The organism is Micromonospora sp. NPDC051925 (assembly GCF_044548625.1).
GTDB lineage: Bacteria > Actinomycetota > Actinomycetes > Mycobacteriales > Micromonosporaceae > Micromonospora.
This window is the reverse complement of sequence record NZ_JBIUCH010000009.1, coordinates 263091-283591: the sequence shown is the minus strand read 5'-3', so window position 1 is coordinate 283591 and position 20501 is coordinate 263091. Positions and strand designations below refer to the sequence as shown.

16 protein-coding genes are annotated in these 20501 nt (G+C 72.4%); 3 read left to right on the top strand and 13 right to left on the bottom strand.

The window, feature by feature from the left end; genetic code table 11:
* From ACIG87_RS15095 to tmk, 3 genes are all read right to left on the bottom strand, one after another.
* Entirely contained in the window at positions 1-330 is a 330-nt protein-coding gene (locus tag ACIG87_RS15095; protein WP_396851084.1) for a YbaB/EbfC family nucleoid-associated protein, read from the bottom strand.
* Positions 331-439: 109 nt separating this feature from the next.
* Positions 440-1792, bottom strand: coding sequence for a DNA polymerase III subunit delta' (locus ACIG87_RS15090; RefSeq protein WP_396851083.1), 1353 nt, complete (start codon positions 1790-1792; stop codon positions 440-442).
* Positions 1792-3888: a dTMP kinase gene (tmk, locus tag ACIG87_RS15085; protein ID WP_396851082.1), complete on the bottom strand. Its 2097-nt coding sequence runs from the start codon at positions 3886-3888 to the stop codon at positions 1792-1794. The genes ACIG87_RS15090 and tmk overlap by 1 nt, the downstream gene beginning before the upstream one ends.
* A 289-nt stretch (positions 3889-4177) precedes the next feature.
* Here tmk and ACIG87_RS15080 point away from each other — a divergent pair, with 289 nt between their 5' ends.
* Complete coding sequence (locus ACIG87_RS15080) at positions 4178-5386, top strand: alanine racemase (RefSeq protein WP_396851081.1); 1209 nt, start codon at positions 4178-4180, stop codon at positions 5384-5386.
* 95 nt (positions 5387-5481) lie between these two features.
* Here the strand turns inward: ACIG87_RS15080 and ACIG87_RS15075 are convergent, their stop codons facing one another.
* Positions 5482-6057, bottom strand: coding sequence for a TetR family transcriptional regulator (locus ACIG87_RS15075; RefSeq protein WP_396851108.1), 576 nt, complete (start codon positions 6055-6057; stop codon positions 5482-5484).
* A gap of 225 nt (positions 6058-6282) precedes the next feature.
* On the opposite strand from ACIG87_RS15075, the gene ACIG87_RS15070 reads away from it, so the two are divergent.
* Both ACIG87_RS15070 and ACIG87_RS15065 read left to right on the top strand, forming a co-directional pair.
* Positions 6283-7590: a D-arabinono-1,4-lactone oxidase gene (locus ACIG87_RS15070; protein WP_396851080.1), complete on the top strand. Its 1308-nt coding sequence runs from the start codon at positions 6283-6285 to the stop codon at positions 7588-7590.
* A 47-nt stretch (positions 7591-7637) separates the two neighbouring features.
* The gene (locus ACIG87_RS15065) at positions 7638-8561 is read left to right on the top strand and encodes a hypothetical protein (protein ID WP_396851079.1); all 924 of its coding nucleotides are present in this window, start codon (positions 7638-7640) and stop codon (positions 8559-8561) included.
* A 69-nt stretch (positions 8562-8630) separates the two neighbouring features.
* On the opposite strand, the gene ACIG87_RS15060 is transcribed toward ACIG87_RS15065, so the two are convergent.
* The 9 genes from ACIG87_RS15060 to ACIG87_RS15020 all read right to left on the bottom strand — a co-directional run bounded on the left by ACIG87_RS15060 (position 8631) and on the right by ACIG87_RS15020 (position 20392).
* Entirely contained in the window at positions 8631-9656 is a 1026-nt protein-coding gene (locus ACIG87_RS15060) for an NlpC/P60 family protein (RefSeq protein ID WP_396851078.1), read from the bottom strand.
* A gap of 50 nt (positions 9657-9706) precedes the next feature.
* Positions 9707-10189: a poly-gamma-glutamate biosynthesis protein PgsC/CapC gene (locus ACIG87_RS15055; protein WP_396851077.1), complete on the bottom strand. Its 483-nt coding sequence runs from the start codon at positions 10187-10189 to the stop codon at positions 9707-9709.
* Complete coding sequence (locus tag ACIG87_RS15050) at positions 10186-11376, bottom strand: hypothetical protein (protein WP_396851076.1); 1191 nt, start codon at positions 11374-11376, stop codon at positions 10186-10188. The genes ACIG87_RS15055 and ACIG87_RS15050 overlap by 4 nt, the downstream gene beginning before the upstream one ends.
* Positions 11373-11984 (bottom strand): hypothetical protein, encoded by a 612-nt coding sequence (locus tag ACIG87_RS15045; RefSeq protein WP_396851075.1) that lies wholly within the window; start codon positions 11982-11984, stop codon positions 11373-11375. The genes ACIG87_RS15050 and ACIG87_RS15045 overlap by 4 nt, the downstream gene beginning before the upstream one ends.
* Position 11985: 1 nt before the next feature.
* Positions 11986-14241, bottom strand: coding sequence for a cache domain-containing protein (locus ACIG87_RS15040; protein WP_396851074.1), 2256 nt, complete (start codon positions 14239-14241; stop codon positions 11986-11988).
* Positions 14242-14380: 139 nt separating this feature from the next.
* Positions 14381-15670 carry a CapA family protein gene (locus ACIG87_RS15035; protein ID WP_396851073.1) on the bottom strand — a complete coding sequence of 430 codons (1290 nt, stop codon included), beginning with the start codon at positions 15668-15670 and terminating at the stop codon, positions 14381-14383.
* 51 nt (positions 15671-15721) lie between these two features.
* Positions 15722-18553 carry a type I DNA topoisomerase gene (topA, locus tag ACIG87_RS15030; protein WP_396851072.1) on the bottom strand — a complete coding sequence of 944 codons (2832 nt, stop codon included), beginning with the start codon at positions 18551-18553 and terminating at the stop codon, positions 15722-15724.
* Between the two features lie 508 nt (positions 18554-19061).
* The gene (locus ACIG87_RS15025; RefSeq protein ID WP_396851071.1) at positions 19062-19859 is read right to left on the bottom strand and encodes a hypothetical protein; all 798 of its coding nucleotides are present in this window, start codon (positions 19857-19859) and stop codon (positions 19062-19064) included.
* A complete protein-coding gene (locus tag ACIG87_RS15020; protein WP_396851070.1) occupies positions 19850-20392 on the bottom strand; it encodes a hypothetical protein in 543 nt (180 codons plus the stop codon). The genes ACIG87_RS15025 and ACIG87_RS15020 overlap by 10 nt, the downstream gene beginning before the upstream one ends.
* Positions 20393-20501: the final 109 nt, after the last annotated feature.

The following is a 20501-nucleotide window of genomic DNA, read 5'->3' as shown; positions in this document are numbered from 1 at the left end:
TCAGGCCCCCGTCAGCGGACGGTAGGCGGTGAAGGTCTCGTTGTGCAGCTTCTCCCGGGCCCACTGGGCGGCATCGGCGGCGGCCGTGACGGCAGCCTGCACCGAGCCGGCCACCTCCCGGGGGTGCCGGGCGTGCAGGGGCCCGAGGAAACGCACGTCGGTGATCCGCCCCCCGGCGGTCACCACCACCTCGACCAGCCCGTCGGGCGAACGGACTGTCACCTCGACGGTCTCGACCGCCTGGTCGAACTCGGCCTGGAGGGACTCGATCCGGCGGTACCGGCGTACCGCCTCCTCGATCCACGCCTCGTCGATCTCGCCGCGCGGCATCCGATCTCCCCCCAGGTCGACCTCACCCTGCGTACCACCACGGTGACCGCGGCCCCACCGGGACCGTACCGCACGCCGTCAACACGTGTCGATGCCCGACGATCAGGGGTCAGCCCCGCCAGAGGGAGAGCATCATCGCCTCCACGGCGATGCGTGGTTTGACGTTCCTCTCGATCGCCGCCCGGCACTCCAGCACCGCCTCCAACCGGCGCAGCGCACCCTCGGGGGCCCACTTCTGCCCACCCGCCTCGGCCAGCACGGCGGTGTCGGCGTGCACCGGGGCGACCGGCGCACGCAACGCCGAGGCGAGCGCGTCCCGGTAGAACCCGGCCAGGTCCACCAGGGCCCGGTCGAGGGCGTCCCGCTGCGCCCGGGTCGCCCGGGACTTCTGCCGCTTCTCCAGATCCTTGAGCTGGCCGGCGGAGCCCCGCGTCGCGCCCGCCGCGCCCCGGCCGGTGCCACCCGCGCCCAGCGCGGTCTGCAACGCGGCCCGCTCGGCCGCGTCGATCTCCGCCACCGATGCCTCGGCCTCCGCCTCGGCCGACTCGATCAGCGCCGACGCCGCGTCCAGCGCGGTGCCCACCCCGGTCAGCCGGCGCGGCACCGCCAGCACCGCGTCCCGGCGCTGGCGTGCCTCGGGGTCGCGGGCCAGCCGCCGGGCCCGCCCGACGTGCCCCTGCGCGGCGGCTGCCGCCCACTGCGCCACGTCGGGCGCGATGCCGTCCCGCCGGACCAGCACCTCGGCGACCGCCGCCGCCGAGGGCTGCCGCAGCGGTACGACCCGACAGCGCGACCGGATGGTCACCGAGACGTCCTCCGGGTGGGTGGACGGGGCACAGAGCAGGAAGACCGTCCGGGGCGGCGGCTCCTCGACGGCCTTGAGCAGCGCGTTCCCGGCCGCCTCGGTGAGCCGGTCGGCGTCTTCGATGATCACCACCTGCCAGCGTCCGCCGGACGGGGTGCTGGCCGCCCGGAGCACCAGGGCGCGCATCTCGCCGACGCCGATGGAGAGGCCCTCGGGGGCCACCAGCCGTACGTCGGCGTGGGTGCCGGCAAGTGTGGTGTGGCAACCTGGGCAGCTGCCGCAGCCGGTGCCGTGCACGCACTGGAGAGCGGCGGCGAAGGCGCGGGCGGCCACCGAACGACCGGAGCCGGGCGGCCCGGTGAAGATCCAGGCGTGGGTCATCCCGGCGGCCGGGTCGACGGTCGTCGCGCCGATGCCGGGGTCGGTCCCGACCGCATCGGGGGTGGCCCCGAGCGCGTCGGCAGTGGCATCGGCCACGTCGGCGGCATCGGCCAGGGCGTCGAGGTCGTCGTACTCCTCGTCGTCCGCGACGGCGGAGACGGCGACGGGTGGCGGAAGGTGGGCGGCGCGCAGCACGGCGGCGGCCGACGTGGCGGCCCGGCGCAGCGTCTCGACCGCCTCCTCCTGCCCGACCAGCTCGGCGAAGACGTCCGACATCAGGTGCGATGCTCCATGCCCACCAACTCCGTGTCGGATAACTCGGGCTGGACCGAGGTGTCCGGCCCGTGCGCCGGGCGGGGGTGCACGATGCCGGCCGGGTCCACCAGGAACTCCTCGACCCGGCGGCCGACCAGGCCGGCGATCTCCTCGACCGGTCGGGCGGCGTCGAGCACCAGGTAGCGCTTCGGGTCGTTGGCCGCGAGGTCGAGAAAGGCGTAGCGGACCCGCTCGTGGAAGGCGACGGACTCGGCCTCCAGCCGGTCGGGCCCGTGGTTGCGGGCGGCCACCCGGGACAGCCCGGTGCGCGGGTCGACGTCGAGGAGCACCACCAGATCGGGCTTGAGCCCACCGGTGGCCCAGGAGGAGAGCCAGGACACCTCCTCGACCGGCAGCGTACGGCCGGCACCCTGGTAGGCCAGGGACGAGTCGACGTACCGGTCGCTGATCACCACCGCGCCCCGGATCAGGGCGGGCCGGACCACGGTGGCGACGTGGTGGGCCCGGTCGGCGGCGTACAACAGCGCCTCGGCGCGCGGGGACGGCGCGTCCGCGTCCTCCAGCACCAGGGAACGGATCCGCTCCCCCACCACCGTGGCGCCCGGCTCGCGGGTGACCACCACGTCCCGGCCCTGCTCGCGCAGGCGGGCGGCGAGCGTCTCCAACTGGGTGGACTTGCCGGCCCCCTCACCGCCCTCGAAGACCACGAAGAGCCCGTTGGAGACGAACGGCTCGGCCGGCAACAGCGGCCGGCCCCGCATCGAACCCCACAGGTCGGCCAGGACCGGCACGCCCTTCTTGTCGTCCATCTGACCGAACGCGCTGATCCCGGCGAAGATGCCGGCCACCCCGGCGGCGAGCAGCAGCAGCCGGGTGGAGGAGACGGAGATGCCGAGGTCCGCGATGGTCAACTGGCGCGAGCCGCCGACCCCGACCAGCAGGCTGCTCAGCGCGATGGCCAGGATCAGCACCAGCCGGGTGCCGATCTGCACCACGGCGAAGACCCGGCCGCGTACCTCGTCGGCGACCTCGCCGCCGAGCAGCGTGGTGCCGGCGAGGAAGGCCATCCCGGCGCCCGCGCCGACCAGGATCGCGCCGAGGATCGCCATCGACAGGTGGATGGCGAAGGCCAGCACCAGGACGGAGGCGCTGGCCAGCACGATGCTCATGCCGAACCAGCGGCGGCGGGACATCTCCCGGACGATCATCGGGCCGAGCCCGATGCCGATCGCCAGGCCGATGAAGATCGCGCCGAACAGCATGTAGAAGGCGGCGTCGCCGGCGCCGAGCGAGGCGGCGAAGAACTTGGCCGTGCCGATCACGATGCCGCCACCGGCGAACGCGCCGAAGATGCCGAGCACCAGGCCCCGGACCAGCGGGGTCTGGCCGATGAACTTCCAGCCCTCGGTGAACTGGCTGAACATGCCCTGCTCGGCGCGCTCACCACGCTCCCGGGCCTGGGCCTGGCTGATCTCCTTGATCCCGAAGGCCACCACCAGCGCGGTGGCCAGCCGGGAGAAGGCGTTGAACCAGAGGGCGAGCTGGGCCGGCTCGGCCCAGGTCGGCATCTCGCCGCCGGTGACCCCCCGCACGGTGCGGTCCAGCACCGCCAGGCCGACCGCGGCGGCGACCGGGGTCAGGCCGTACGTGGTGATCAGGGTGAGCTGGTTGGCCGTCTCCAGCCGGGCGCGCGGGATCAGGTTGGGGACTGCGGCCTCCTTGGCCGGAATCCAGAGCAGGGTGATCGACTCGATCAGGAAGGTGGCGATCGCCGCCCAGCCGACCACCACGCCGCCGCGGACGCCGAGCAGCGCGACCAGCGGGATCGAGGCGAAGAGCAGGAACCGCAGCAGATCGCAGATGACCATCGTCCAGCGCCTGTCGAACCGGTCGGCGAACACGCCGGCCACCGGCCCCAGCACCAGCGCCGGGAGCAGCCTGATCGCGATCACCCCGCCGAACGCGGCGCCCTGGGCGGTGCTGCCGGACACCTGCGCGGCGGCGAACACCGAGGTGGCGAGCAGGCCCAGCCAGTCACCGAAGGAGGCCGCGCCGAGCACGATCCAGAGCCGGCGGAACGGCCGGATGCGCAGCACCGACCGGATCGCCGCCGCTCCGGACCGGTCGGTCTGGGCGGTGGCGCCGCCGGGCGGTGTCCCGGACGACTCGCCGGACGACTCGCCGTTCTGCTGGCTTTCGATGGCCGTACCTCCACGTGCCGGCCCAACGCTGGGCAGTCCCGGTGGAACACTCTAGACCCGGTGGGGGCCTCCCCACCGGCGACATTCTCCTGTTCGCCGAGCCTAGGCCGCGGATGCCACCGGCCGCAGCCCGGTAGGATGTGAGGAGCTTTCGCATTGCCGCCCGGACAGTTAGCGTGCATTCGTGGTCATCGACAGCGACACCCTGCGCGAACGCCTCGACAAGGCGACGGCCCACCTCGACCCGCCCTACGCCGTGGTGGACCTCACCGCCTTCGACGACAACGCCGCCGCGCTGGCTGCCCGCAGCGCCGGTAAGCCGGTCCGCGCCGCCAGCAAGTCGGTCCGGGCCCGCGACCTGCTCGGCCGGGCGCTCGGTCAGCCCGGTTGGTCCGGCGTGATGGCCTTCACCCTCCCGGAGGCGAACTGGCTGGTCCGCTCCGGCATGACGGAGGACGCGCTGGTGGCGTACCCGACCGCCGACCGGGGGGCGCTCGCCGAACTGGCCGCCGATCCGCAGCTCGTAGCGGCGGTCACCCTCATGATCGACAGCACCGAACAGCTGGACCTGATCGACGGGGTGTGCCCCCCGGGCCGCCGCCCCGAGCTGCGGGTCTGCCTCGACCTGGACGCCTCCTGGCGACCGCTGCGCGGGCGGGTGCACGTCGGCGTACGCCGCTCGCCGGTGCACAGCGCCCGAGCCGCCGGCGCGCTGGCCGCCGCCGTCGCCCGCCGGGCCGGCTTCCGACTGGTCGGCCTGATGTCGTACGAGGCACAGATCGCCGGTCTCGGGGACGCCCCGCCCGGTCAGGCCGCGCTCAGCGCCGCGATCCGGATCGCCCAGCGCGGGTCGTACCGGGAACTGCTGGCCCGCCGGGGCGCGGCGGTCGCCGCCGTCCGCGAACACGCCGACCTGGAGTTCGTCAACGGAGGCGGCACCGGCAGCGTGGCCGCCACCAGCGCCGATCCGGCGGTCACCGAGGTCACCGCCGGATCGGGGCTGTACGGTCCGACGCTCTTCGACGCGTACCGGGCCTGGCGGCCCGCCCCGGCGGCGTTCTTCGCCTGCGCGGTGGTCCGGCGGCCGACACCGGAGATCGCCACCGTGCTCGGCGGCGGCTGGATCGCCTCCGGACCGGCGGCGAAGAGCCGGCTGCCCCGACCGTGGCTGCCGGCCGGGCTGGAACTGGTCGGCAGCGAGGGAGCGGGCGAGGTGCAGACCCCGCTGACCGGCGCCGCCGCAGCCGACCTGCGGATCGGTGACCGGGTGTGGTTCCGCCACGCCAAGGCGGGCGAACTCTGCGAACGGGTCAACGAACTGCATCTGGTCGACGGCGACGCGATCGTCGCCACCGTGCCCACCTACCGGGGCGAGGGCCTCGCCTTCCTCTAGCTGGACGCGACCGGCGGCCGGAGTCGGCCGCCGGTCAGGCCCGACCTCGGTGGTACGGCGTGCCCGCCGACGGTCCGACCAGGGCTGTGGGACGGTCAGGGCTGTGGAGCGGGCTCGCTCGGGGCCTCGACGTGCCGGTGCAGGTACTCGCGGATGAGCGCCTTGGCCTCGGCCAGGACCCGCTCGTCGCCCTCCTGCTTGCGCCGGAACGCCAGCTTGATCAGGGCGTCCGCGGCCTCGACGGCGACCTCCAGGCAGAACCGCAGGCGCGGCTCGTCGGTCATGCCGAACCGCTCGGTGAGCACCCGGGCCAACTGGTCGGCGATCACGCCGTTGTTGTCCCGCTGATCGTCGAGCAGGTGCAGGTCGACCACGTCGCCGAAGTGCAGGGTCCGGAAGCCCGGGACGGTGCGGTGCATCGAGATGTACTCGTCGATCCCCGCGTCGACGCCGTCCCACCAGTGGGTCAGGTCGTCCGAGGCGAACCGCTCGTCGAGCCGCTGGAGGTAGGACTCCATGGTGCGCAGGGTCAACGCCTGCACGATCGCCCGCTTGTCCGGGAAGAACTGGTAGACCGACCCGATCGCCACCTCGGCCCGCTCGGCGAGCAACGTGGTGGTCAACCCCTCGTACCCCACCTCGTCGACGAGTTCGGCACAGGCGTCCAACATCCGTTGGACGCGCGCGACACTTCGACCCTGCACCGGAACGCGGCGCAGCGGCCCGGTCGTGGCGGCTGGTGTGGACACTCGACGCCACCCCCCTTCGACGAAAGAACATATCCACATGTCACGTGGCCGTGACTACCGGTACAACGAGCGGACCCCGATTGCGGTATTTACCAGGCACAACGTTCCTGATATGAAGTCAGTTCACATTCATGTCGAGGAGCGCCGATGGCCGGTACCGCCACCGCTTGGTCCAACTGGGCCGGCAACCAGCACAGCGTCGCCACCGCCATCCTGCGCCCTACCACCGTCGAGGACATAGCCGAGGCGGTCCTCGACGTGGCAGGCGCGGGGGAGCGGATCCGGGTGGTCGGCAGCGGCCACTCGTTCACCGCCATCGCCCTGTCCGACGGGCGACGGATGGAGCTGTCCGGCCTGCGGACCGGTGTCCGGGTGGACCGCGACGCCCGACTTGTCACCGTCCCCGCCGGGACCACCCTGCGGGCGCTCAACGCGCTGCTCGCCGGGCACGGCCTGGCAATGCCCAACCTGGGCGACATCGACGCGCAGACCATCGCGGGGGCGATCTCCACCGGCACCCACGGCACCGGTGCCGCGTACGGCTGCCTGTCCACCTTCGTCGAGGCGCTCACCATGGTCACCGGCACCGGCGAGGTGCTGCGCTGCTCGGCCGAGGAGCACCCGGAGATCTTCGCCGCCGCCCGGGTCGGACTGGGGGCGCTCGGCGTGCTCGTGGACGTCACCCTGCGCTGCGTGGACGCCTTCACCCTCCGCGCGCACGAACGGCCCGCCCCGCTGGACGAGGTGCTGGGCGACCTGTCCGGGCTCGTCGACCGACACGATCACGTCGAGTTCTACTGGTTTCCGTACACCGACCGGGTGCAGCTCAAGACCAACGACCGGGTACCCACCGACGACCGGCCGCTGCCCCGCTGGCGGGGCTGGCTGGACGACGACTTCCTCGCCAACACCGTCTTCGCCGGGGCCTGCCGGTTGGGCCGGACCGTACCGGCGCTGGCCCCCACCATCAGCGCGATCTCCGCTCGGGCGCTCACCGAACGCACCTACACCGGCCGCTCCGACACCGTGTTCTGCACCCCGCGCCGGGTCCGCTTCATGGAGATGGAGTACGGCGTCCCACGCGCCGCCCTGCCGCAGGCGCTTGCGGAACTGCGCCGCATCGTCGACCGGCTGCCGTTCAAGGTGCTCTTCCCCGTCGAGGTGCGGTTCACCGCCGCCGACGACATCTGGCTGTCCCACGGCTACGGGCGTGACTCGGCCTACCTCGCCGTCCACCAGTACGTCGGGATGCCGTACGAGCCGTACTTCCGGGCCTTCGAGGAGGTCGCCAGCGGACTCGGCGGCCGACCCCACTGGGGCAAGATGCACTACCGCGACGCGGCGTCCCTGGCGACCGTCTACCCGAGGTTCGCCGACTTCCAGGACCTCCGCGCCCGCCTCGACCCCGGCCGGGTCCTCACCAACCCCCACCTCGACCACATCCTCGGCGGGTGACCGGCGCGTCGCCGACGGCCCCGCCCGACGGGGTAGCCTGCCTGACGATGTCCCGAACCCACGCCAACCGCAGCGGCCTCCTCGCGCTCTGTGTGACCCTGTCGCTGGGCCTCGCCGCGTGCGGCGAGCCACCGGGCAGACCCACCGGCACGCCGCCCGCCGCGGTCGACCCGGGCGTGCTGGTGACCGACTTCGTCGGCCGGCTGAAGCCCACCGATCCCTACCGGAACCCGGACGCGGACGAGCGGCGGGCGGCGCGCAAGGCGATGACGCTGCTGCTGGCCAAGGACCGCGCCGGGCTGGACGAGGCGAGCGGCATCCTGGCCGGACTGGGCTTCACCGCCAGCAGGGGCCACGACCTGCAGACCGGACGTGACTACGCGCTCTTCGTCACCGGGGCCGGCGGGGAACGCCCCTGGGGCCTGATCATGATGGATCTGTCCCAGCCGGTGCGGCTCGCCGTCGAGGTGCCCCATCCCAACTCCGATCTCCACACGGAGGACGTCGGGCTGCGGCTGTTCCGGGCGGTGCCCGGCAGCATCATGCTGGTCGCCGGGGCACACCGCCGGGCCGGCAACCAGCAGGCCGACGCCGCGCACAACCCCGACGGCCTGTTCCACCTGGTCAGCGACCGGTTCGCCCGCAACAAGATCAACCAGATCCAGCTACACGGCTTCGCCGAGCAGAGCCTCCCCGACGAGGAGGTGGTGGTCTCCAACGGGCAGAAGCGGTCGAACCCGGCCCTGCGCCGGACCGCCGACGCGCTCGCCGGCGCCGGTTTCGTCACCTGCCGCGCCTGGTCCACCAGGTGCGGAGAGCTGGAGGGCACCACCAACACCCAGGCCGAGGCGGCCCGCAAACAGGGCGCGGTCTTCCTCCACCTGGAGATCACCTGGGTGGTACGCCGCGACGAGGACCGCCGGGCTGCCCTGGTGGAGGCGCTGGCCGCCGCCGACCTCCCGCACGCCTGACGCCGGCCGCACCCGCGTTCCCGCGCCGATCGGGGTCGGGCCGCCCGGGGCGACCCGACCCCGTATGCGTCAGATCCGGCGAGCGGAGAGGAACCGGCCCGACCAGTAGCCCGGCCCGTCCAGCAGCGACTCGCCGCCGAAGTCGCCGAACGTCGGGCCGTCCGCCTTGACCCGGCTGGAGAAGAACCGGTGGTGGCCGGTGTCGTCGACGCCGAGGTAGATGCCGGAGTGCTCGATGCTCGGGCCGGCGTTCGCCCCGTGGTTGAAGAAGACCAGGTCGCCCTCCTGGAGGACGCCGTAGTCCCGGGCCGCGCGGCCGGTGTTCGGAATCAGCAGCGCGCCCGGCCCGAACCCGGCGATCGCGTACGCCCGGCGTGGCAGCCCGGCACCCTTGGTGTTGGTGCCGCGCAGCGGGTACTTCATCCGGTAGCCGTAGACCATCCGGATGAAGCCCGAGCAGTCCAGGCTGCGGAAGTGGTCCTTGGCCGGACGCTCGTGCTTGCCGTCCGGGAAGTCCCACTCCACGCCCAGGTAGTCGTAGAAGTCGGAGTTCTCCGCCCGGCCGTCCGGGTCGGCGGCCGACAGCGGGCCGAACGAGGCGTCCCCGGCGTACTGGCGTCCCTTGGCGTCCTTCCTACCGGGCGCGCCGTCCAGGTAGTCCATCGAGATGGCGAGGGCGTCCTTGCTGTCGTCCTGCACCGCCTTGTTCAGCCAGGGCCGGAACCAGGACTCCGTCTCCGCCCCGGCCTTCCACGGGTTCGGGGCGAGCCGGATCCAGGCGTCCGTGGTCACCGACGACTTGGTGAACCGGGGCTCGGTGAAGGTCCGCTCCGGGCCGGAGATCCGTACCGTGCGGGCTTTGTCGGTGAACACCGCCAGCACCCGGCCGGCACCGTCCTTGACCTGGGTACGGGCCGGTTTGGTCAGCCGGGTGAAGGTCAGCTCGGCCGAGTCGACCGACACCGGGCCGGTCTCCACGGCCGGCGCGGCGCTCGAAGGGGACTGGTCGGGGCGGATCGCCACAGCGACGATCACACCGGCGGCGATCAGGACGACGGCCAGCGTCGCCCAGATCCACTTGTTGCTCTGCGACACGGTGGTTGCCTGCTTCCGTGGGCTCGGTCGGCGCGGTCGGCTCGGACTCGTCAGCTCACCGGCACCAGGCCGGCCAGGATGCCGCTGACGATGATCAGGTACGAACCCACGGAGACCGCGCCGGTGGCCAGCATCGTCGCCACCGGCGGCTGGCGGACCAACTGGTAGGCGATCAGGCCGGGCGCCACGAATCCGAGGGTCTGATGCGAGAAGAGGAGCGGGAAGTCCTGCTGGATGATCAGAAAGAGAGTGGTCTGGAGCAGCACGCTGAGCAGCACGATCGCCGCGAACAGCCGCTTGCCGTACAGGATGACCACTCGCTGCATGACCTTGGTGAGACCCCAGGTGACCCCGGTCATCGCGATGATCACCACCACCTGCCAGTACTCCTCGACCAGGGCCAGCGCCAGCCAGCCGGGCGTGATCATGCCGCCCGGGGAGAGGTTGGTGGTGAGGTAGCAGGCCAGCGCGAGCACCAGCCCGACACCCAGGCAGAGCGTCGACAACTCGGGCGTCAACTCTCCGTTGGTCATGGGGCACTCCGGTAGACGGACGGCCGCTGCGGCGGCGGTGACGGTGGTGGTGGTGGATCAGCATCAGGATCGGGGCGTTCGGCTCCGGGGACGGGCGGCCGGGTCGGCCCCCACCCTCGGACGACCGCCTGGGCGGGCAGGGTCCGGTCGGGGTCGTACCCGGGCGGCGGCATCTGCTCGGGCGGCGGACCGTAGGACGGCGGGACCTGCCGAGGCGGCCGAGCCGACTGCGGCACGGGCCCCGGCGGCGGTGCCTGCTGCGGGCGGCGCGGCGCGGGACCGGGGTACTCGACAGGCCGGCCGGGGGTGCCGTGCGGGTCCACCGCGTCGTACAGGTCCTGCAGCCCCGCAGAACCGGCGCTGTCCCGGTCCAGCTGCTCAGGGGAGAGCGCGCTGTACCGGTCCGACACGTCGTACGGCCGGGTCGCCGGGTCGCCGTACGGCCCGACGGGAGGCGGCCCGACGGGTTGGCCGGCGCGTACCGGCTCCGGCGACGCGTGCCGGGCGGGCATCGCGGGCCGGTCCTGGGCAGCGGGCCGGGCGGGCGTCGCAGGCCGGTCCTGGACGGCGGGCATCGCGGGCCGCCGGTCCTGGAGAACGGGCGTCGCGGGCCGGTCCTGGGCGACGGGCCGGTCCAGGCCGCCGAGCTGGGCGAGCAGGATCTCCCCCTGGCCGTGGATGTTGCCGATCGCCAACACCGAGGCGAAGCCGTCGATGCTGGCGAGCACGCCGTCGAGCAGTTCCTGGGCGCCGATCCTGCCGCCCAGGTCGACCACCCGGTCCTGCCACCCGTCGTCGATCTTGACGCGGGCACTCCGCGTCGGCTCGCCGATCAGGATGATCTTGTCCGGGTCGATCCGGGAGATCAGCGAACCCATCTGGCCGTTCCGTTCGACCCGGTCCGGCCGGCAGTTGATCAGTACGTGCAACGGACGCGGGATGGACCCCTGCTCCTCCAGTTGCTGGATGTTCATGAAGGTCGACTCGGGGTCGTTGGCGGCGAAGATGTTCGCGAAGCGCAGTGACTTCTCGCCCCTGCGGTACTCCTCGACGCTGAGCACCCCCGGGTCGGGCGGGGCGGTCCACATGCCGGTCAGCGCCGCCTTCCGGGGCACCCCGAGCAGCTCGGCCACCTTGAGGGCGATGGCCACGTTCTCCTTGAACGTGGTCCAGGTGAAGCCCTTCATCTCCTCGTCGGTGACCGACTCGGGGTCGACCGAGATGAGTTTGCAGGACCGCTTGTCGGCTTCCTCCTGAAGGATGTGCGGTCGGACTCGGCGGTGACGCAGACGCCGTCCACCGGCATGGACCGGCTCAGCGAGCGGGCCACGTCGTCCAGCGTCGGCCCCATCTCGGCGAGATGGTCCTCCCGGACGTTGCAGAGGATGCCGATGGTGGACTGGATCAGCTTGGTCTGGTTCAGCTCCTGCAGCGGCGGCATGACCGCCATGCACTCGATCACCAGTACGTCCGGGTAGTAGGCGGCGGCCCGACGGACGATGCCGATCTGCTCGACCACGTTCGCGATGCCGAACTTCCGGTAGACCGGCTCCTCGCTGGCGTCCGGGAAGATGAACCGGGCCGCCGTGCCGGTCGTCTTGGCCACCACGACGAGCCTGCCGCCGCGCAGCGCGCCGGCCGTGAGCCGGGTGATCGAACTCTTACCGCGGATGCCGTTGACCAGCACCCGGTGCGGGATGCTGTGCAGGCTGCGGTGGTGGTTGCGCTGTTCGATGATGCCGCCCAGCAGCAATCCCAGGCAGGCAAGAAGGAACACCAGGTAGAGGAAGAGCACCTCAGTCCCCCACTCGGGACGACCGGCCGCCGCGGCTGCCCGCCTTTCGCCGCTCGGGGACCTTCGTCATGATCGCGGTGGGCATGCCCTCGGTCCCCCGCAGTCGCGCCGCGCCACCCAGCCGCTGCTCGCCGTGGACCGCCGCCTGGCGGCACACCTCCAGGCAGACCGCCACCGCGCCGATGTCGTCGTGCCAGCGCGGCGAGATCACCCGGGTGGTGTTCCCGCCGGCCAGGGCAGCCGCCTCCCGGGACAGGTTGCGCAGCGGCCGGAGCTGGAAGAAGTAGTACCAACTGAACAGCAACAGGCCGATGCCCACCGCGATGACCACCACGAGCAGCGCACCCTGGCGCAGTTCGTTGCCGGGCAGCGCGTAGTCGGTGACCGGACGCTCGGCCACCACCGTCCACTCCAGTTGCGCCGCCGAACCCTCCAGCGCCACCGGCGCGGCGATCAACAGCTTGCGGTCGCCGTCGACCTCGGTCACCTGGGCGTACGACGTGCCGGTGAGCGCCTCGGCCGCCGCGCTGCGCACCTGCGGGACGGAGATCTGCTCGAAGGCGAGATAGCCGTCCGAGTCCAGGATGTCCCGCTGGTCCACGTCGAGCACCCGCAGCCGCCCGTCCACCCGCTCCAGGAGCCGGGTCAGGTAGCGCACGTCGAACTCGGCGACCAGCGACCGCCCGTCCGCCAGCAGCGTGTACGCGTAGACGATCGGCAGCCGGCCCTGCACGTCGTGCAGCACCACACCGCCCTCGCCCGGCACCGGGCCGGCAGGCCGCAGTGGGGCCCGCCCCACGCTGGTGACCACGCTGCCGTCCACCGACACGAGGTAGCCGCTGCGGAACCGGTTGTTCTCGTCGAGCAGGCGGCCCAGCACCCGGCGCATCTGCTTGGTGCTTGCCTTACGGTTGTCCGAAGCGAGCAGGACGACTTTGGTGTACCCGTTGTCCAGGGTGTCGCCGATCGCTGCGGCCACGGACCCGACCTGGTTCTCCGAGTCCCGGACCACCTGGCCCGGAAGGTCCTGTTCGTTGGGCGCGAGGGTGGCCATGATCCCGCCAGCGGCCGACAGCACGGCGACGACCGCCGCGACGACCGCCACACCCGCAGGGACACCACCGGTGCCGGAGTCTCGCCGCGCCGCCGCGCCGCCCTGCTGGGCGGCGAGCCCGGTCAGCGCCGAGGCGATCCGGTTGACCTGGGCGTTCACGGTCCGTGGCGGTCCATCGGTGGAGTTTCCGGAGGCCACCGCCTTGGCGTAGGCGAGCAGCAGCCGTACCGGCCGGACCAGGCCGAGCTGGAGGATCAGCAGCACGACGCCGGCGGCCACCAGCAGGGCGAGCGCCGCAACCAGCGGTTCCCGGGTGACCGCGGAGTCGGTGATCGGGGAGTACACCAGGGAGACGACGACGACGCCGAGCTTGCCGACGGCGTCCGCGGTGACCAGCGGGGCCACCGGCGTGGCCGGGCCCTTGTCGGCGACGGACGCGGCCGGCGCGCCGGTACGGGTGGCGGTGGGCTCGCCGGAGGTCGCGCCGACCGCCCCGGCGATCAGCTCGTCCAGCGCGGGATCGGCCTGGATCGGCGCACCCTGCACCAGGGACCGCCCGCCGCCGGGCATGGCGATCAGGACGGCCTGCTTCGCCTTCGGGTCCAGCCGGAGGGTACGGATGTGCAGGTCCAGCTCGGCGACGAGCAGCCGGCCGTCGGACAGCGGCTCGACCAGGAGCAGCCGGGGGTCGTTGCCCTCGACCACCGGCACCGCGACCCGTCCGGCGGCGACGCCGGCCGGCAGGGTGACCGGCTGGCCGACCGTGGCCACACTGGACTTTCCGCCGGCGTCGAAGACGCCGACGCCCCGCCACTTCGGCTGGTCCTTGGTCAGCGCGGCGAGCTGCGCGGCGGCCCGGTCCGGCCGCTCGTTGTAGGCAGTCGCGGTACGCGCGAACTCCTCCCGGCTGCGATCGACCGAGTTGTTGAGGCCACGGGAGATCTCGTTGACGAACTGCCGCTGCGACTCGGCCACGGCCCGTGGCACGCCGGCCGGGCTGGTCCGGCTCAGGTAGGCGAAGGCGAAGATGGCGAGCAGGGTAAGCAGCAGCGCGGCCACCAGCGCCGGGGTTCCCACTCCGGTCAGCAGGCGCGGTTGCGGAAGCTGCTTCTCCAGGCTGATCAGACGCCAGCGGGCGAGTTCCGCCTGCTCGCCACCCGACCGGCGGGCGTCCGGCCGATCCCCCTGTGGCGTGCGGGTCATCCGTCTATCCACATCGGACAGTAACTACCCATATCCCCGTTCCTCCCCTTACCCAGCGTGCGAGGCTAGCAAGGCGCACCCCTCGCGGGCTGGACGGAGTGATCAGCTACCGGACGAATTGGAGGTTCGGGCCGGTGTTTCACCCGTTCGGCGTGGCCGCCTCGGTGACCGGGCCGAGAATCTTCAGACCATCCGCTGCTCCACCCCGCGCCAGCAGGTGGCCCCGGACGCGGTCCTGGGCAGCCTGGTAGACCGCCCGGCGGTTCGCCGGGGTCGTCGGGTCCGCCAGCGCGGCCGGCAGATCCACGAGCCGGATGTCCGGGTTGAGGTCCATCCAGGTCGGGATGGCCTCGGCCAAGGTGACCCGCCACTTTCCCTTGGCCGCCTCGGTGAAGGTGAACCGGCTCATCGCCCCCTCCCGGTTGGCGAAGATCGGTTCGAGGTGCCGGGCGACCTGGTTACCCATCCCGTAGGCGACCCACTTCTGACCGATCTTCTCGATCGGCTGCACCACGTGCGCGTGGTGGCCCAGGATCAGGTCGATGTCCGGGGACGCCATCAGCACCTTCGACCACTGCTCCTGCTTGGCGTCCGGCAGGTGCTCGTACTCGGTGCCCCAGTGCAGGCTCAGCACCACGATCTCCGCGCCGGCGGCCCGTACCTTCCGTGCCGCGGCGACGATCTTCGTCGGCTCGATCAGGTTGGCGATCCAGTCCTTGCCCGCCGACCGCTGGAGGCCGTTGAAGTGCAGGGCGTACGACAGGTGCCCGACCCGTACCCCGTTCTTGGTGTAGATGCGCGGGGTGAGCGCCTCCTTCTTGGTACGCGCGCTGCCGGTGTGCCCGATCTTCGCGGCGTCCAGCGCGGCCAGGGTGCGGTTCACCCCCGCCTCACCCTGGTCGATGGTGTGGTTGGAGGCGGTCGAGCAGGCATCGAAGCCGGCGCCCCGGATCGCGTCCACCACCTGTGGAGGGACGCTGAACTTCGGGAAGCCGACGAACGGCCCGGCCGGCGTGGCCAACGGCGTCTCCAGGTGGCAGATCGCCAGATCGGCGTCGGAGATCGCAGGGCGTGCCTGCCGGAACAGCGGGTTGAAGTCGAGCGAGCCGGGGTGCCCGGAGCGAGCGGCGTCCCGACGGGCCTGGCTGGTCAGCTCCGGGTGCACCAACACGTCACCGGCGCCCAGGATGGTGAACAGCCGACGGCCGGCGGAGTCCCGCCGCACCGTCGGGTCGGCGGGGGTCGCCACCGGGCCGGCACCGACGACCGGCACGCCCGCCCCGACACCCGGCACGTCACCGCCCGAGTCGTCCCGCATCCAGCCGGCACGCCAGACGACCAACCCCGCTCCGGCGAGCACGGCCACGACGAGAGCGACGATGCCCGCCACCTTCACCGGCCTGCCGCCCGCACCCTCCACTTTGGACACCGCGACAGACTAGGTCATGCCCTGCCGCACGTGGGGGCCCGCTGCGCGGGCTCACTCTCCGTCGGCCGCCGCCGTGGCCTTCCTCGGGGCCGCCTTGCGGGCCGGCGTCTTCTTCGCCGTGGCGGCCGTCTTCTTCGCCGCCGTGGTCTTCTTCGCCGCCGTCGCCTTGGCCGCCGTCGCCTTCTTGGCCGGGGCCTTCTTCGCCGGGGCCTTCTTCGCCGCCGCCTTCTTCGGTGCCGGACCCTTCGCCCGCTTCTCGGCCAGCATCTCGGACGCCTGCTCGATGGTCAGCTCCTCCGGGGTCTGCCCGCGTCGCAGCGACGCGTTGAACTCCCCGTCGGTGACGTACGGCCCGAACCGGCCGTCCTTGATCACCAGTGGCTTCTCGGTCAGCGGGTCGATGCCCATCTCCCGCAGCGGCGGCGCGGCGGCCCGACGCTGGCGGGTCTTCGGCGCGGCCAGCAGGGCCAGCGCCTCGTCGAGGGTGACGGTGAACATCTTGTCTTCCGAGTCCAGCGAGCGGAACTCGTCACCGCGCTTGACGTACGGGCCGTAACGGCCGTTGTTGGCCACGACCTCGCCACCGTCCGGGGCGACACCGATCACCCGGGGCAGGCTGAGCAGCTTCAACGCCTCGTCGAGGGTGAGCGAGTCCGGCGTCTGCGTACGCAGCAGCGACGACTTCCGCTCGCCGCTGGACACGTACGGGCCGAACCGGCCGGACTTGAGCACGATCGGCTCCCCGGTGGCCGGGTCGTCGCCGAGCTTGCGCTCACCGCCACCGCCGAGGAACAGCTCGTGCACCTTCTCCGGGGTCAGCTCGTCGGGGGCCAGCCCTTCCGGGATTGGCGCCCGGTCGCCCTGAGGGCCGCCCTCCTCGCCGTCGACCTTCGGCGTCGGCTGCTCGCCGGGCAGCTCCCGTTGCAGGTACGGCCCGTAGCGACCGACCCGGACGACGACCTCGCGGCCTTCGTCGTCGGTGAAGAGCGGGATCGAGTTGACGCTGCGCGCGTCGATCTCGCTGAGGTTCTCGGTGACCAGCTTCTTCAGCCCGCCCGCGTGGGCGATCGCCTGGTCACCGGTGCCGTTGCTGCTGCCGAAGTAGAACGCGGTGAGGAAGTCGACGGCGGCGTGGTCGCCACCGGCGATCTCGTCCAGCTCGTTCTCCATGGTGGCGGTGAAGTCGTAGTCGATCAGGCGCGGGTAGTGCCGTTCCAGCAGCCCGATCACCGCGAACGCCAGGAACGTCGGGATCATCGCCTGGCCCCGCTTGGTCACGTAGCCACGGTCCTGGATGGTCTGCATGATCGACGCGTACGTCGACGGTCGGCCGATGCCCAGTTCCTCCAGCGCCTTGACCAGCGACGCCTCGGTGTACCGGGACGGCGGCTGGGTGTGGTGGCCCTGCGCGGCCAACTCGTCGGCGGTCAGCGGCTGGTCCTTGACCAGGGTGGGCAGCCGACGCTCGGCGTCCTCCGCCTCGGCGTTCTCGTCGTCGCTGGACTCGACGTACGCGCGCAGGAAGCCCGGGTCGGTGATGGTCTTGCCGGTGGCGCCGAAGTCGGCCTCCTCCTGAGCGGCGGAGACCGCCCGGATGCGCACCGAGACGCTGGAGCCGACCGCGTCGGTCATCTGCGAGGCGATGGTGCGCCGCCAGATCAGCTCGTAGAGCTTGAACTCCTCGCCGGAAAGCTCCTTGGCCACGTCGCCCGGGGTACGGAAGTTGTCCCCCGCCGGGCGGATCGCCTCGTGCGCCTCCTGGGCGTTCTTCACCTTGCCGGTGTAGCGGCGCGGCTCCGGCGGCACGCTGCGCTCGCCGTACAGCTCGACGATCTGCCGGCGGGCCGCCGCGATGGCGGTCTCCGACAGGTTCACCGAGTCGGTACGCATGTAGGTGATGTAGCCGTTCTCGTAGAGCCGCTGCGCGGTGCGCATCGTCTGCTGGGACGAGAACCGCATCTTGCGGGCCGCCTCCTGCTGGAGGGTGGAGGTGATGAACGGCGCGTACGGGCGACGACGGTAGGGCTTCTCCTCGACCCGGGTGACGGTGAACGGCCGCCCGTCCAGGCGGGCCGCCAGGCCACGTGCCCCGCTCTCGTCGAGGTGCACCACGCCGGCGCCGGGCCGCACCCGGCCGGTGGTCGGCTCGAAGTCCTTGCCGGTGGCGATCCGGTCACCGTTCAGGGCGACCAGGGTGGCGTTGAACGTGCGCGGCCCCTCGCCCGGCTTCGCCACCGCGAGGGTGGCGAGGATGTCCCAGTACTCGGCGGTCCGGAAGGCCATCCGCTGGCGCTCCCGCTCGACCACGATCCGGGTCGCCACGGACTGCACCCGGCCCGCCGAGAGCCTCGGCATGACCTTCTTCCACAGCACCGGGGAGACCTCGTACCCGTAGAGCCGGTCGAGGATGCGGCGGGCCTCCTGGGCGTCGACCAGATTCCGGTCGATCTCCCGGGGGTTGGCCACCGCGGCCTGGATGGCCGGCTTGGTGATCTCGTGGAAGACCATCCGCTTGACCGGCACCTTGGGCTTGAGGGTCTCCACCAGGTGCCAGGCGATCGCCTCGCCCTCGCGGTCCTCGTCCGTGGCCAGGAAGATCTCGTCGACCTCCTTGGCCAGCTTCACCAGCTTGTTGATCTGCTGCCTGCGGTCGGCGGAGACCACGTAGAGGGCGTGGAAGCCGTTGTCGACGTCCACCCCGAGCCGGGCCCACGACTCACCCTTGTACTTGGCCGGCACGTCGGCGGCGTTGCGGGGGAGGTCCCGGACGTGGCCGAAGCTGGCCTCCACGACGTACCCCGGGCCGAGGTAGCCCGAGATCGTCTTGGCCTTCGCCGGTGACTCGACGATGACCAGACGGGTGGTTCCAGCTTTGCTCGGCACGTCTCTCCCCGACCTCACTCCAGCTCCAGGCCCGATTCGGGCCGCGTTGCGCCCGCCGGACCGCCGTCGGTCCGGATGTCCAACGTAACGCGCCGCCCAGGTTTCGGGTCCTGGGGGCGGCAAACAGCGTCCGCGCGGCGGCACCACCGACGCCGCGCGGGCCTCACCGGCCGGACGGCGACACCGTACACCGTGGGTAGGCCCCGAAGTGGGCCACGGTGACGATGACGGCCTCCCGACCTGGACCCACCCGACTGTTCACACAGCGATACGATCGGCCTACTGTACGCGATCGGACACCCCGGCGGCCCCCGGTGATCGACTCCCGTGGGCCGACATCGCGGTATCGGGATCATGCCGACACCGCGATATCGCCCCCGTCAAGTCGATCATGACCTCCCGAGCCCGGTCACGGCCGGCCGGGCCAGTGGCGGCCGGGCGGTCCGAGCCCGTCGGAGCAGTCACGGCCGTCGGAGCGGTCACGGCACGTCGGAGCCCGGCGGGGCAGTCACGGCCAGAGGTCGGCGGGGGCGGCCGGCGGGCGGTCGCCGACCAGCTCGGCCAGCCGGGCCAGCCGCCGGCCGCCGATCCGGTACGCCGGCCCGCCCGCCTCCGCCTCCAGCAGGGCCGCCGGTAGGCCCACCACGGCGAGCGCCGCCCGTACCACCGGCCACCACGGCTCGTCGCGCGGGTCCAGGCGTAACAGCAGGCCAGCGTCGTCGGCCGCCCCGGCGGCGGCCAACCACAGGCGCAGCCGCCGGCCGTTGAGATGGAAATGGGTCGGTGGGCGCTTGATCCCGCCGGCCAGCCAGGCCGTCGCCAGCGGGGCCAGGGTGGTCAGGTACGAGGTACGCACGACGTAGCGCTGAACGGTGACGGCCGCGCGGCCCTCCACCGCCGCCTTCCCGGTCGACCCCGCCGCGCCGGTCGCCACCGCCTCCCCGGTCGCCACCGCCTCCCCGGTCGCCACCGCCTCCCCGGTCGTTTCCGACGCCCCGGTCGCATCCGACGCCCGGGTCGAATGCGATGCTTCGGTCGCATCCGATGCTCCGGTCGGCACCGACGCCCCGGTCGACTCCCAGCTCGCGGCGAGCCCTCGCCGGGCCAGCTCGGCGACGAGCACGTGCACCCGCCAGGCCGCGTCGACCACGACGGACAGCCGGGCGGTACGTCCCATCCGGTGCACCTCCCCCGGGCCGGCGAGCAGGCCGGCCAGGTCGGCGACGGACGGATCGGCCGCCTCGGTGCCGAACAGCGACAGTTGACGCACCGGTTCCCCGGGCGGGTCGGTACGACTCAGCGACACTCCGGGACCTCGTCGAAGGCCTGTTTGAGTTCTTCCGAGTTGAGCCGCCCGGTGTCCAGCGCGCTCGCGTCGTACTCCTGGTTGAGCTTGTCCACCGCGGCCTGGACGCCGTCGTAGAAGGCGGTGACCTGCCCGGTGTCCAGGGCGTCGATGGTGTCCCCGGCCCGGCCGTAGGCGTCCCTGATCTTCTCCAGGGAGGCCCGGAACCCGCTCGACACCTCGTCGCCGTGGTCGGTCTCCGGGATGCCCGCGTCGGCGATCCGGCGGCGGGCGGTCTCGCTCGCCTCCTCGGCACCGGCGAAGAGCCGCACCAGGTTCTCCTTCGCCTGCGCCGGGGTGGTCTGCGCGGTCATCTGCTGGTGGGTGCTGCTGGTGAGCTTGCTGATCTCGGCCCGCCACGGGGTGAGCGCCTCACACACCGAGGCCGCCCAGGCCCGAGGGCTGGGCCCTCCACCGCAGCCGGCGACGACGAGTACGAACGTGGCGAGGACCACCGTGAGCTTTCCGGCGGCACTCGCCCGACACGTACGCATGCGATGCAGCGTACGGCCTCCGGGTGATTGCGCCAGCGGTCAGGTTTCGCGCTGGTGACCCCGGTTGCAGCGGGCCCCCGGGGCGGCCGGGGGCCCGCTGCGTCGGCAC